The following is a 13390-nucleotide window of genomic DNA, read 5'->3' as shown; positions in this document are numbered from 1 at the left end:
AAAAGGAATAAAAAAATGAAAACAAGAAGTATAGAAAAAATAGTAAAACCAGGAACTCCACATTTTGTAGGAGACGGATTTAGAGTTCATAATTTTATACCAGGGAGTTCTACGATGCAACGTATGGATCCGTTTATTATGTTGGATTATAATTCTAAATATAACTTTCCACCAACTGATAAACCAAAAGGAGTTGGAGTTCATCCGCATAGAGGATTTGAAACGGTAACCATAGCGTATAAAGGACGTATAGAGCACGGAGATAGTGCAGGAGGTGGTGGTGTTATTGGAGAGGGTGATGTACAATGGATGACAGCAGCATCAGGTGTGTTACACAAAGAATTTCATGAAACCGAATGGAGTAAAACAGGAGGAGAGTTTCAAATGGTACAATTATGGGTTAATCTTCCTGCTAAAGATAAAATGAGTCCACCAAAATATCAAGCAATAGCTAATGCTGAAATGGCCAAAACTCTATTACCTGATGGAGGAGGAGAAGTAGAAGTTATTGCAGGGGAATATCAGAAAAAGAAAGGTCCCGCTTCAACATTTTCACCTATTAACATGTTTAATGTAAAATTAAAAAAAGGAGTAAAAACTCAATTGACCTTTCCAGAAAATTATACAACATCCATTTTATCAATTGAAGGAAGTGTTAAAGTTAATGATTCAACAAATGTTTTAGAAGACCACTTTGCATTATTCAAAAATGATGGAGATACCTTTACTATTGAAGCTTTGGAAGATACAGTAGTTTTGGTGTTAAGTGGAGAGCCTTTAAATGAACCAATTGCCGCACATGGTCCGTTTGTTATGAATACCAAACAAGAATTGATAGAAGCATTTCAAGACTTTAACAATGGAAAGTTTGGGTATTTAGAAGAATAAAAAGATGGTTTTTCCTTATTAAAAGTATGGTTTTTTCACTAAAGAACTATTTTTTAAAAATTACCTTGTAAACCTAAACTTATTATAATTAACCTAAAATTTTCAAAATGAAAAAAACAATTTTAAGTGTAAACGGATCAGAAAAATTAACGAAAGAAACTCTAAAAAGTATTAATGGAGGAGTAAGAATACCAACAAGATGTGGAGGAGATGGTTCTTTTATTTATCAAGATGGAATAAAGGTATGCTGTTATCAACCATCAACTGGATACTATATTTGCTAAAATATAATTTGCTTTAAAAAAGTGATACTATAAAGGTATCCTTTTATAAAGCTGCTTAAACATTAAATCGTTTAAGCAGCTTTTTTTATTTAAGGGGTATTTTTATTACAATCCTAGTGCATCCATTTTCTTCTTTTCATATCTACTATCTTCAGCAGGATAGCGTAATTTACCTTTGTATTTTTTAGAATCTTTAGCCAACGCGTATATTAAGCTCTCTCCAGCGTTATTTGGAGATTCATTATAAATAGGATCTGTATAGGCTTCTTGTGTTGAAATAACCTTCCAACCTTTCTTTCTAAACAGCTGAATTAGATCATCCATAAATAAAGCAGCAGCAAAATTATGATGCAGTAACAGGTTATGTTTAATATGTCGACCTGTAAGTTCAAAGGCTATTTTTTCATAAAATTGAGCACGACTCCACAAATGTTCAAGGTAAAATTCTTTATACTTGTTAAGATCTAAAGTAGGATCAGCACGTAGTTTTTTGATTAAACGACTATCAATATACCAATCAGAAGCATCTATGGTTACGTATCCGTTTTTATAATGTTGTTCTTTTAAGAAATTACGAAAAGCTTCAACTTTTTCTTTTGTATTGCCTTCCTTAAGATATGGAAATCGAAAGTATTTTTGATAATTAGAATACTGTTTAATGAGACTATCATTTTTCAGCAATTCATTTTTAAACTGTTCAAGAGTTGTTTTTGGACTATTATAATTTGGATGTGTATACGTATGGTTGGCAATACTGTGTCCGTCATTATTCCAAGACTCTAATAAATGTTTTCCTCGTTCACTGTCTTTACCTCTTCCTGTAACAAACAAGGTAGCTTTTACATTATTGTCTTTTAACTTTTTAAGCAACATAGCGTTCCATTTTTCAAATGAATAGCCAGGTCTGTCACCTAAAGTACCATCATCAAAAGTAAAACTGACAGACTGCGCAAAAGAGTTGTGGAGGAAAATAGTTAGTAGTATAAATAAAAACTTAGTTTGTAATATGTTTTTAATCATTGTGTCATTGTTATATTAAAGATGTTGTTAAACAAAATTCTCCCATTAATCTTATGGGAGAATTGCTTTCAAAAAAAGAGTTTGTAGATTATTCTTTGATGAAGTTTATAGGGTTTACTTGTGCTTCTTTATAATGTACTTCATAATGTAAGTGTGCGCCTAAAGATGCACCTGTATTACCAACATATCCAATAATATCTCCCTTTTTGACAGATTGATTTTTGGTAACGTTGAATTTTTGTAGATGAGCATACCATGTTTGGTACCCATCGCTATGTTCAATTATAATTAAGTTCCCCCATTTGTCTTGGTCAGCAGCTTTGGCAATAACTCCATTGGCAGTAGCAACAACAGGTGTTCCTATAGGAGCTTTAATGTCAATACCATTATGCATCATTTTTTTTCCTTTTTTTAATGGGTTTTTTCTCTTTCCATAAGTACTAGTGATGTCTTTTTTACTTTTCCCTTGTACAGGAAAAAGAGTGGGAGGATTAAGAACAAATTCCTTAATTGATTGAGGTGCAGTACTAGGTAAGAGTTTTTCAGTTGTGTTTGCCTTCGTAAATGCCAAACAAATGCATACTGAACTTATAATGAATACTGAGTAGGTTAATTTGTACACCTTAGCCGTAGGCTTTTTTGTGATCATATCTATTCGCTTTTTGATTACTGGTTGATTAAAATAACTGTATAAGTTATTTGAAGTTGTGGTTTCATTTTCGATACTTTGTAAAAGAACTTTTAAGTAGTTAGATGTTTTAATGGTTCCGTTTAACACCCAGTTATCAGCTTGGTATTCGTGTATAGATTTTAGCGATTTTCGATACATATACACTAGCGGATTAAACCAAAAAAAGATAACATAGGCTTCAGTAAGTAGCACATCTATAGAATGTTTTAATCGTACATGTGCTTTTTCGTGTGCTATTATTAACGTACTTTGTGTAGGGTCAATATCTTTAGAAATAAAGATCCAATTAAAAAAAGAAAAAGTACTGGTATGATTGGTATGTATGAGTTGAAGGTTGTTATTAAATGTAACTTCTGATTGCTTTTTTAACTGAAAGAGTAACCAAAGTGAATGCAACATACGAAAGAATACCAACGAGCAGCCTAACAAATACAAACCGAAAATAAGGGTTTTAAAATCATATGTTTGTGTACTTGTTTCTTCAACAGTGTCTATTAATACAGTTTCGGTATTTGCTACAAATTCATTGAACTGAGGAATTTGAATTATAGTTGATGGAATTTCAAATGTTAGCAAGTAAAATAGGGGAGCTAACAAAGCTACAACAGGAATTAATAGCAATGAAAATCGGTTAATATGATGAAAGGTTACTCGGCTACCCACTACGATATAAAGTAGATACAAACAAGAAAACACAAAGCTACTTTGAACCAAATAAATTAAAAAATTAGTCATTCTCTTCTTTTAATGTTTCTATTTTATTTTCGATAAGACTTTTTATTTCCTCTAGCTCTGTAAGGTCAAAGTCTTCATTTTCTGTGAAAAACAAAGCGAACTTACTTTTCGAACCACTAAAAAAACTTCCAATAACATTTCTAAAATGTTTTTTAAAATAGTTTTCTTTAGTTATGGCAGGATAGTATTGTCGCACCTTACCAAAAGTGTCAAACTTTAAAAATTCTTTTCTAACCAAAACACGTACTACAGTTGATATAGTTGTATAAGCAGGTTTAGGTTCAGGAAATTGTTCTACAATATCTTTAAGGAAGGCTTTGTTTAACTTCCATACATACTGCATTACTTGTTCTTCGGCTTTTGTTAGTTCATTCATAGGGCAAATATAGGATTATTTCGTAAACACAACTATAATTATAGTAATAAAACTATTTTTATAGTTGTTAAAGTTTTGTTAAGCGATTATAATACTAATTTATCTTATGAAAAACGAAGAGTAAGTGAGCTAATAGAATAGGTAAAACGGAATAAAACTTTCTTTAAGTTTTAACTCAATAATTTATCAATATTCATTTTATACATTTTTCCAATAGGAATAACATGCTCTCCTATAAAAATTCTATTGCCTTCTATACTATTAATATACCTTTTGGTTACAGCAAATGATTTATGTACTTGTAAAAAATCATTTTCTGGTAGCGATTGTAATACATCGGATATCTTTTCTCTTATAGTAACCGTATTATTAGTGGTAACTATTTTTGTATAGTTTCCGGCAGCTTCTATATATTGAATGGTATCAAGTGTAACTTGAATATACTTTTTATTGCTACGAAGAAAAATACTACTGGTGTTTTCAGTATTATTTTTTTGGACGTTTTGTATTTGAGTATTTTGTGGAGTACCAATTACTTTATTTACAGCTTTTAAAAAACGTTCAAAACCAAAGGGTTTAAGTAGATAATCAACGATGTTAAGCTCGTAACCTTCAAGGGCAAATTCCTTGTAGGCTGTAGTAACTATTACCTTAGGAGGAGAGGTTAATGTTTTTAAAAACTCAAATCCTTTTAGTTTAGGCATATTTAGGTCAAGGAAAATTAAATCTACCTGATGTTTGTTTAAATACTCTAAAGCTTCAATAGCATCATAACAATGCTTTTTAAATTCCATAGTGGGTAATAAATCGCAATAGCCTTTAATAATATCATGGGCAATATGCTCATCGTCTACAATAATGTACTTAATCATAGGTTTGTAATATTTAGTTTAGCGTGATAGATACCATCAGTTTTAGAAGTAGTTAATGTATGATTTTTAGGATACATTAACTCTAATCTTCGCTTTAAGTTTTGTAAACCGATGCCTTCTTCTAGACTTTCTTCTGTAGCATCAAAATTATTCTCAATTTCAAAATTTATCGCATTTTGGTGAGCAGTTAAATTTAAATGTACATAAGCGTTCTTTCTCAAGTTTTCTACTCCATGCTTAAAAGCATTCTCTAAAAGAATAATAAAAAGCAGGGGCATTACTTTGTAATCGTTATCTGCTATATCAATGTTGAATTGTATATCAATAGCTTTATGATAACGCATTTTGTGAAGTTCGATATAGTTTTGTAGATAGGTTACTTCTTCAGAAAGTAAAACCGTGTCTTTTTCACCATCATAAACACTGTAACGCATCATATCGGAAAGCTTTAAAATAAGCTCTTGCGCTTTTTTAGCATCTTTACCTACCAAACCATAAAGGTTGTTAAGTGTATTAAAAAAGAAATGAGGATTGACCTGACTTTTTAGATGCATCAACTCAGTTTTCGTTTTTTCATTTTTTAAACGAATAATCGATTTTATTTGTTTAAACAACCAATAAAAAAAAGTAAAGAATAACGCTAAAAAATAGAGTGTTATAAACTCTACAAAGCCTTCTAGCTTACCAAAAGTGTCATTAAAAACAACAATGATAACACCTATTAATACAAGAGATATTCTATAAGCACGCTTTATAATAGCCTTCTTTCTATCCGTAATTCTAAAATTCATAAGTCAATATTAGTCAAATAAAATACGCCTCACAAATTAGTTGACAAACATTGCTTTTGTAGGGATAAGAATGTGGTTAACGGTGATAAAATACTTTTATAGCCTGCGGTACTATTTGTATCCCCTAGCACTGTAGGTTCATCACATAACTTTTAATAGTAAAAAGGGTAAGGTTAGGTTTGTTCAATATCAATTAAACAATTAAGAAATGAACAGTTTAACCGTTAAAAATTTAAGTAAAACTTATGCAAATGGTGTAAAAGCACTACAAAATGTATCCTTAGAAATTCCTAAAGGAATGTTTGGTTTACTAGGTCCTAACGGAGCAGGAAAATCAACGTTAATGCGAACCATTGCCACTTTACAAGATGCTGATGAAGGGTCTGTATTACTTGATAACCTAAATGTTACAAACAATAAGAATGCTGTGAGAAGAGTACTCGGTTATTTACCACAACAGTTTGGAGTATATCCAAAAGTATCTGCTGAAGCGTTATTAAATCATTTGGCAGTATTAAAAGGAATTACCAATAAAAAGGAGCGAGATGAACTGGTAAAAGTATTATTACACAAAACAAATTTGTATGAAGCTAGAAAACGAAATTTAGATGGTTATTCGGGAGGAATGAAGCAGCGTTTTGGTATTGCACAGGCGCTACTTAATAGCCCTAAATTACTTATAGTTGATGAGCCTACTGCGGGATTAGATCCTGCTGAACGTAATAGGTTTTACAACTTGTTAAGTGAAGTTGGTGAAAATACGATTGTCATTTTATCAACACATATTGTAGAGGATGTTAAAGAATTATGCACCAATATGGCCATCATCAATCAAGGGCAAGTAGTATTAAAAGGAAGTCCTTTAAAACTAATAGAAAACTTAGAAGGAAAAGTATACCAAAAAACAATTAAAAAACAAGAATTAGAGCAGTATAAAGAAGAGTATAGGGTTATTAATGAAAAGTTATTTCTAGGAAAACCCATTATAAATATTGTAAGTGAATCTGATCCAAAGAATGGATTCACACCAATGTCTGCCGGATTAGAAGATGTGTATTTCTCACAAATTAATAACTATTAAAACAGGTAAAATTATGTGGTACGAAATATTCAAGTTTGAACTAAAATATAGAGCTAAACGCCCAGAAACATATGTGTTTTTTGTATTTCTCTTTTTGTTTTCAATCGTTGGCGTCGATTTTGTTTTTCAAGGGGTAGAAATTGGATTGATGAAGAAAAATAGTCCATTAATCATTGCTAAAACCATGGGAGCAATTACAGGCATTTTTATGATTATGGCATCTATGATTATGGGAGTTCCTGTACTTCGCGATTATCAGTATAATATAGAAGCTTTGCTGTTTACAAATCCCATTAAAAAAAGAGATTATTTAGTAGGACGATTTTTAGGTTCCTTTACTGTATTATTTATCATTTTTAGTGGAGTGTTGTTTGGTATGATGGTAGGTGAGTATATGCCTTGGCATAAAAATATGTTACCCTTTAATGCAGTTACCTATATACAATCGTTTATAATTATAGTCTTTCCCATACTGTTTTTTGGAGCTAGCTTATTTTTTGTTTCTGGAATGTTGAGTAGAAAATTGTTAGTTGTTTACACACAAGGAATCATTTTATTTGTTGTCTTCTTACTAACTAAAGCGGTAACAAATGAATTTTTACAAGCTATTTTAGATCCTTTTTCGTTAACTACTTTAACACAAATAGCTAAAGATTTATCGGCCGTAGAACGCAATGTTTTTGAAATATCATTTAGTGGGGTGGTGTTGTATAATAAATTGTTTTGGAGTTTATTAGGAGTAGCTATCTTATTTATTGGTTACCGTAAATTTTCGTTTAGCTTATTAACTAAAATACCAAAACGAAAAAGAGTAGAGTTAGAGAAAAAGTCAAAGAATTCTACAAAAACAAATTATCTAATTCCTAACATAAACATCAATCATAGTTTTAAAACTCAGTGTATACAGCTGCTAAAGCTTTCTCAATTTTATGTAAAATCATTATTGAAAGAAACATCATTTTGGGCAATTGTGATTTGTGGAATCATCATCATTTTAATTAATTCTGTGAATTTAGGAACTGTTTACGATGTAGATAGTTATCCTGCAACCTATTTTATAGTAGAAGAATTACAAGAAATGTCGATGTATTTTTTTATCATCATTCTTATATTTTATTCAGGAGAACTTATTTGGAAAGAACGCACTGTTAAACTGAATTTGATATACGATGCTACCTCCATTTCAGATGTGGTTGCTTTTACCAGTAAATTTATTGCTCTTATTGTTATTTATATGGTATTAATGTTGAGTTTGATTGCTACAGGAATCTTGTTTCAGGTGGCTAATGGATACTATCAGTTTGAATTAGCTATTTATTTTTACGGATTCTTTGTAGAAATTCTACCTTTCCTAATACTATACACCTTTGTAGCCTTTTTCTTCCAAGCAATTAGTAATCATAAGTTTGTGGGTATCTTTTTAGTCCTACTATTTTTCATCGCGAATATTACTTCAGAACACCTAGGGTTTCAACACAGTTTATACAAATTTGGTGGTAAGACTTTAGGTACGTATTCAGCAATGAATGGTTATGGTCATTTTTTACAACCTTATTTGTGGATTAAAACCTACTGGTTGGTATTTGGTATCATGTTGTTAATCATTAGTGCATTATTAATAACAAGAGGAACAGAAACTCGTATTATAACACGCTTTAAAGCTTTAAAATACCGTATAACAAAGCCATTGAAACAATATTTAATTGTTGCAGGAATGCTTTTCATAGGTATAGGAAGCTATATATTTTACAATACCAATGTTCTTAATGATTATTGGACCAATTCTGAACAAATAGCCTTTAGAGTTAACTACGAAAAGACCTTAAAACCTTTTGAATACCTTCCACAACCAAAAATTACAGCAGTAAACTTAAAAGTAGAACTGTATCCTAAAACAAGAGCTTATAGCGTTGAAGGTTATTATATGCTGAAAAATACGTTTGATAAACCTATCAATGAAATTCATATCCAAAAATTAATAGCATCACATGTACAATTAGATTCTGTAACCTTTGATGGTACTACGACAAAAAATACTCCGTACAATCCATTTGAATATACCGTTTACACCTTATCAGATGGATTACAACCTAACGATTCTATAAAGATGAGTTTTAAACAAACCTATACACCAAAAGGGTTTAGTGATGAAAACCAAAAAACGCATATAGTACACAACGGAACGTTTTTTAACAATGAGGAATTTCCTACAATAGGTTACAATAGAAAGTATGAGCTTCGAGATACAGACGAACGAGCTAAATTTCAGCTAAAACCAAGATTGAATAAGGTTAAGAGGGAAGATACAAATGAACTAGTAAACGCACGGTCAGGAAGTGATTCTGACGGAATATACTTCGAAATGATTATTGGGACAGCTTCAGATCAAACAGCGGTGGTTCCTGGAAATTTAATCAAGCAATGGAAAGAAGGAGAACGCAACTATTTTCATTATAAAATGAACCAGCCAATGATTAATTTTTATAGCGTTGTTTCCGCTAAATATACTACTGTAAAAGATAAATGGCTGTATAAAGATAACAACGCGGTCGATTTAGAAATTTATCACCACAAAAAACACAATTACAATCTAGATAGAATGATGCTTTCTATGAAAAAATCGCTCGATTATTTTAGTACTCATTTCAGTCCGTATCAATATAAACAACTACGCATTATGGAATTTCCTAGGTATGCAGAGTTTGCACAGTCTTTTCCGGGTACGATTCCGTTTTCTGAAGCGATTGGTTTTGTGTTGGATATTGATGATGAGAAAGACGTAGATATGGCTTTTTATGTAACGGCACATGAAGTAGCACATCAATGGTGGGGAATGCAGGTAGAAGCTGCTAATGTGCAAGGAAAACACATGATTTTAGAAACCTTAGCACAATACGGAGCCTTAATGGTGTTAAAAAATAATTATCCGAAGGAAAAAGTAACACAGTTTTTAGCATATCAAGAAGAAACCTATAATAGAGAACGAAAGAAAACTAAAATTAAAGAACCTTCTTTAGCATTGGTAGGAAATCAAGACTATGTATATTACAACAAAGGTGCTTTGGCAATGTATATCTTACAAGATAAGATTGGAGAGGATAAGGTGAATTTGGCATTACAACGATTTATTGAAGATTGGAATACCTACAACGGAAAAATAAAAGCAACTACGAATAGATATGCTACAACGAAGGATTTATTACACTATTTAAAAGAAGTAACTCCTAGTTCGTTGCAATACCTTCTTCATGATTTATTTGAAATCGTAAATAGCAAAGAAATCGTTTTAATTAAAAAAGAATTGATAGCGGAAGAACAATAGTATTAGCTGGCTATTTTTTGAATATGTTCCATTAAAGTTTTACAATTTTAGTGGGACATTTTTTTATGAAGAACAGTACAGAGAAAAGCAAAAACAACCAAAAAAAGTAAAGTTTGTGAAATACAGATTTTAATAATTAAACAACCAATATTTTTTAAACTAATTGTAAAAAAGGAAAGAGATTGGATATAAAGCATTAGATAACAGACTTAAACGTATTAGTGAGAGAATGACACATGATACGAGAAAATTTTTAAACACTCACAATGCATAGAAATTATTAAACTGGCGTTAAAAAAAAGCTGGTTCAAGTATCGAGGATGTGATTAGAACTCGATTATTGTTAACGAATATCGATGATTGAAAAAGTGCTGAAGTAAGGGCATCTTATTTTAAAACTATTAAACCTGTTGATACCATTATGCGGGCTCTTGATTTGGTAACATTTCTTCAGGAAAAGGGAATAGGATTGTTGAGTTTTTCTCTGCTGCAATATTCGATAGTGTTTGGTATAAACGTAGTTTAATAGCCGAGGGTGATTGATCTATAAGTTTACCAGCCTCCAAAAGCTTTGCAGCTGCCTGTTCTTCTGCCAATGCAAGAATAATGCGTGCTCTTCTAGAGCGTTCTGCTTCTGCCTGATTTGCCATCATACGACGCATATTTTCAGGTAATTGAATGTCTTTAATTTTAACATCATTTATTTCAATTCCCCATTCTTTGGTTTCCAATTCTACAATTTCCTTAATGTTTTTTCCCATTTCTTCTCGCTTAGAAAGTATGGTATCTAATTCAACTTTACCACAAACATCCCTAAGTGCTGCTTGTGCTAATTGTGTAATTGCAAACTTGTATTCTTCTACCTCTAAAACGGCACGTTCAGGGTCATTAATTTTAAAGAAAACGACTCCATCGATACTACAAGGCACATTATCTTCAGTCATCACTTCCTGAGAATCTATATTAAAAGTAATCACTCTAATATCAACAATTTGAATGGTTTCAATAAATGGAATAATCCATCTAAACCCAGGATTTAAAGTTTTAACATATTTACCAAACCTAAATTTAATTGCTCTTTTATATTCAAAAATTATACGGATTCCAGCAAGTAAGAATATACCCAAAATGCCGAAAAGGATTGTAAATCTATTCATGGCTATAGTATTATAATACGTTATGGTGTGTTTAAAGAAAAAGTTAATAAAACGAAGAGGGTAGAGTTATTACTTTTGTTATTTCAAATTACACTTACTTAAACAAGTGCAAGAACATGATCCTTACAAATTTACGAATTTTCAAGTATAAATAAAAACATAACAGCTTTTATATTTTGTAAATCAACGTATTAACTAATAAATGTAGTAGGTTTTTAAAAGTATTTATTGTTTTTTTATCATAAGTTCTGCAATTAAAATTAAAAAATTACGGTTTTACCGTAATTCTATTATGGTTTGTAACACTTCTTCTTATTTATAGTTGTTTAAATTTGAGAAACTTAAAACTTTATATGATGTTACAAAATATTACAAATTTAGGTACCTCTCTTAGCAAAACAGCACAAAAAGCTATTAACGGAGGTGGAGGTATTAGAGAATGCGAATTTAGTGCAGATCCTAGTACCGATTGGTGTTGCCATTTACCAGATGGTTGTCCTTCTGGTGATTAACAATACTAAATAATATAAGCGGATTAAAAGTCCGCTTTTTTGTTGTAGTTAAAAGAATAAAAATCAATCTAATAGTTGAAATCAACTAAAAATATCATATTTGCCTCTAATTATTAATCAAATAAAAACAAAATATAACCTATGCTAATGCAATTTATACACATATTGGGCGCTCAAAAGCGATTTTTATGGAGTTATCAATAAAGTTATTGTAGTATAAAATCACTAAGAGCGTCCAAATTATATAATTTGGACGTTTTTTTGTACTAAATTTCAAGTCTTTGAAAGTTACATGTAAAATACTACATAGCTTACAACCAATAGGTTACTGGTCTGAAGAAATTCGGATAGGCTGTTTACATCCTTGATTTAATGTAAGTGTTTGATTTTTAGTGAAATGAATTCAATTTAAATTTGTGTAATTCAAAAAAGGCTCACATCTTTGCACCAGTAATTTTTATACCGATAACAATTGAAGTATAAACATACTAAACAACAAAATAATAATTTTTTAAAAACGAAGTAAACATGTTCAAATATCAATTAAACATAAGTACAGTAAAAGAACTAGGTTCTTGTGTACACATGCTTCGTGATTTTCTTCATACATAGAGATAACAAGAATTTATATATGAAAAATCCGAAGCCTCAATAACGTTTCGGATTTTTTTATGCTACACACTTCCGTATAGGTTTTCCAGAAAAATATCAAGGAAATACGATTTGGGGTAAAGTTGCTGAAGGTTTAAAAATGCCTGTTGAAATTAAAATGCATTAGTTACGAGCAAAACATAGCACAACAAAAATTCAAGTATTGGTTTTAGAAAGTAGCTCACAGCATCAAAATAAAAAGATAGCAATACAACGTTTAAAGACCTTGATAGCGAATCATAGAATGGAAAGCCATTTAGAGGTAGAAAGAAGAAATTTAGTACAAGTGTTTGTTGGTACTGATTTTTAAAGTTCAAAACAACAATAAAAGATACAAAACAGCACGTAATCAATTAAAAAATCGATTTGCGTAAACAATTAGAATAAGATGAAAACATTAGCAAACAATTATATATTTAAAGCATTAGATGCTTTTCCTTATGAATTAGAAGAGGCCATGGAGGCATTGACGTATGCTTTAGCTTATGAAGAAAAAAATGTGGTGGCATTGTGCTTAATGGGACGCATTTATGCAGAGCATTTAGGTGATTTTGAAAAAGCAAAACTGTATTATACAGAGGCTTTAGCAGAAAACATGTATGCTTTTAACGTATATCCACATTACATTAATGTGTTATTATGGAATGAAGACTATGAAGAGGTTGAACGATTCATTGATTTTGCATTAACCATAAAAGGTTCCGATAAAGCTATTTTATACATAGGAAAAGCTCAATTATACGAACAGAAAGAAGTGTATAAAAAATCATTACAAACTTTAAAAATTGCTAAAAAATATACGTATAACAGTGACTATATGCGAACTGTAAAAGAGCATATAGAACGTATAAAGGATAAACTTCCCAGAAAAAAGAAGAAAAAAAAAAGCAAGAAAAATTTTAAGAACGTAAATTTGTAATCAATAGGTATTAGAGTTTGGTTTTATAAAGAAAAATTAAAATTAAAAAAAATATCGAGGATTGTAAACCTCGATATTTTAAACTTTACTA

12 protein-coding genes are annotated in these 13390 nt (G+C 30.7%); 6 read left to right on the top strand and 6 right to left on the bottom strand.

The window, feature by feature from the left end:
• Window positions 1–15 precede the first annotated feature (15 nt).
• Both ACKTSW_RS04555 and ACKTSW_RS04550 read left to right on the top strand, forming a co-directional pair.
• Window positions 16–888: a pirin family protein gene (locus ACKTSW_RS04555; RefSeq protein ID WP_408024093.1), complete on the top strand. Its 873-nt coding sequence runs from the start codon at window positions 16–18 to the stop codon at window positions 886–888.
• Window positions 889–995: 107 nt separating this feature from the next.
• Complete coding sequence (locus ACKTSW_RS04550; protein ID WP_408024092.1) at window positions 996–1172, top strand: hypothetical protein; 177 nt, start codon at window positions 996–998, stop codon at window positions 1170–1172.
• Between the two features lie 105 nt (window positions 1173–1277).
• On the opposite strand, the gene ACKTSW_RS04545 is transcribed toward ACKTSW_RS04550, so the two are convergent.
• The 5 genes from ACKTSW_RS04545 to ACKTSW_RS04525 form a co-directional block, all read right to left on the bottom strand.
• The gene (locus ACKTSW_RS04545; RefSeq protein WP_408024091.1) at window positions 1278–2192 is read right to left on the bottom strand and encodes a polysaccharide deacetylase family protein; all 915 of its coding nucleotides are present in this window, start codon (window positions 2190–2192) and stop codon (window positions 1278–1280) included.
• A gap of 88 nt (window positions 2193–2280) precedes the next feature.
• Window positions 2281–3618 (bottom strand): M23/M56 family metallopeptidase, encoded by a 1338-nt coding sequence (locus tag ACKTSW_RS04540; protein WP_408024090.1) that lies wholly within the window; start codon window positions 3616–3618, stop codon window positions 2281–2283.
• Complete coding sequence (locus ACKTSW_RS04535) at window positions 3611–3994, bottom strand: BlaI/MecI/CopY family transcriptional regulator (protein WP_408024089.1); 384 nt, start codon at window positions 3992–3994, stop codon at window positions 3611–3613. Before ACKTSW_RS04535 ends, ACKTSW_RS04540 begins: the two co-directional genes overlap by 8 nt.
• A gap of 170 nt (window positions 3995–4164) precedes the next feature.
• A complete protein-coding gene (locus tag ACKTSW_RS04530) occupies window positions 4165–4866 on the bottom strand; it encodes a LytR/AlgR family response regulator transcription factor (protein WP_408024088.1) in 702 nt (233 codons plus the stop codon).
• Window positions 4863–5657, bottom strand: coding sequence for a sensor histidine kinase (locus ACKTSW_RS04525; RefSeq protein WP_408024087.1), 795 nt, complete (start codon window positions 5655–5657; stop codon window positions 4863–4865). The genes ACKTSW_RS04530 and ACKTSW_RS04525 overlap by 4 nt, the downstream gene beginning before the upstream one ends.
• 208 nt (window positions 5658–5865) lie before the next feature.
• On the opposite strand from ACKTSW_RS04525, the gene ACKTSW_RS04520 reads away from it, so the two are divergent.
• Entirely contained in the window at window positions 5866–6738 is an 873-nt protein-coding gene (locus ACKTSW_RS04520) for an ABC transporter ATP-binding protein (protein WP_408024086.1), read from the top strand.
• Between the two features lie 13 nt (window positions 6739–6751).
• On the top strand, window positions 6752–10060 hold the full coding sequence (locus ACKTSW_RS04515) for a M1 family aminopeptidase (protein ID WP_408024085.1): 3309 nt from the start codon (window positions 6752–6754) through the stop codon (window positions 10058–10060).
• Between the two features lie 419 nt (window positions 10061–10479).
• Here the strand turns inward: ACKTSW_RS04515 and ACKTSW_RS04510 are convergent, their stop codons facing one another.
• Window positions 10480–11217: a slipin family protein gene (locus tag ACKTSW_RS04510; RefSeq protein WP_408024084.1), complete on the bottom strand. Its 738-nt coding sequence runs from the start codon at window positions 11215–11217 to the stop codon at window positions 10480–10482.
• Between the two features lie 356 nt (window positions 11218–11573).
• Between ACKTSW_RS04510 and ACKTSW_RS04505 the strand changes: the two genes are divergently transcribed.
• Window positions 11574–11729 carry a hypothetical protein gene (locus tag ACKTSW_RS04505; RefSeq protein ID WP_408024083.1) on the top strand — a complete coding sequence of 52 codons (156 nt, stop codon included), beginning with the start codon at window positions 11574–11576 and terminating at the stop codon, window positions 11727–11729.
• A gap of 1039 nt (window positions 11730–12768) precedes the next feature.
• Window positions 12769–13299 carry a tetratricopeptide repeat protein gene (locus tag ACKTSW_RS04500; RefSeq protein WP_408024082.1) on the top strand — a complete coding sequence of 177 codons (531 nt, stop codon included), beginning with the start codon at window positions 12769–12771 and terminating at the stop codon, window positions 13297–13299.
• Window positions 13300–13390: the final 91 nt, after the last annotated feature.

Origin of the sequence: Tenacibaculum sediminilitoris, from assembly GCF_964513795.1 — a bacterium.
GTDB lineage: Bacteria > Bacteroidota > Bacteroidia > Flavobacteriales > Flavobacteriaceae > Polaribacter > Polaribacter sediminilitoris.
The sequence above is the reverse complement of the archived record's forward strand: the minus strand, read 5'-3'. Positions and strand labels throughout refer to the sequence as shown.

What these genes read in the sequence shown, in the direction of transcription:
- ACKTSW_RS04555 (WP_408024093.1), top strand. Translation starts at nt 16, where the DNA reads ATGAAAACAAGAAGTATAGAAAAAATAGTAAAACCAGGAACTCCACAT.
- ACKTSW_RS04550 (WP_408024092.1), top strand. Translation starts at nt 996, where the DNA reads ATGAAAAAAACAATTTTAAGTGTAAACGGATCAGAAAAATTAACGAAA.
- ACKTSW_RS04545 (WP_408024091.1), bottom strand. Translation starts at nt 2,192, where the DNA reads ATGATTAAAAACATATTACAAACTAAGTTTTTATTTATACTACTAACT.
- ACKTSW_RS04540 (WP_408024090.1), bottom strand. Translation starts at nt 3,618, where the DNA reads ATGACTAATTTTTTAATTTATTTGGTTCAAAGTAGCTTTGTGTTTTCT.
- ACKTSW_RS04535 (WP_408024089.1), bottom strand. Translation starts at nt 3,994, where the DNA reads ATGAATGAACTAACAAAAGCCGAAGAACAAGTAATGCAGTATGTATGG.
- ACKTSW_RS04530 (WP_408024088.1), bottom strand. Translation starts at nt 4,866, where the DNA reads ATGATTAAGTACATTATTGTAGACGATGAGCATATTGCCCATGATATT.
- ACKTSW_RS04525 (WP_408024087.1), bottom strand. Translation starts at nt 5,657, where the DNA reads ATGAATTTTAGAATTACGGATAGAAAGAAGGCTATTATAAAGCGTGCT.
- ACKTSW_RS04520 (WP_408024086.1), top strand. Translation starts at nt 5,866, where the DNA reads ATGAACAGTTTAACCGTTAAAAATTTAAGTAAAACTTATGCAAATGGT.
- ACKTSW_RS04515 (WP_408024085.1), top strand. Translation starts at nt 6,752, where the DNA reads ATGTGGTACGAAATATTCAAGTTTGAACTAAAATATAGAGCTAAACGC.
- ACKTSW_RS04510 (WP_408024084.1), bottom strand. Translation starts at nt 11,217, where the DNA reads ATGAATAGATTTACAATCCTTTTCGGCATTTTGGGTATATTCTTACTT.
- ACKTSW_RS04505 (WP_408024083.1), top strand. Translation starts at nt 11,574, where the DNA reads ATGTTACAAAATATTACAAATTTAGGTACCTCTCTTAGCAAAACAGCA.
- ACKTSW_RS04500 (WP_408024082.1), top strand. Translation starts at nt 12,769, where the DNA reads ATGAAAACATTAGCAAACAATTATATATTTAAAGCATTAGATGCTTTT.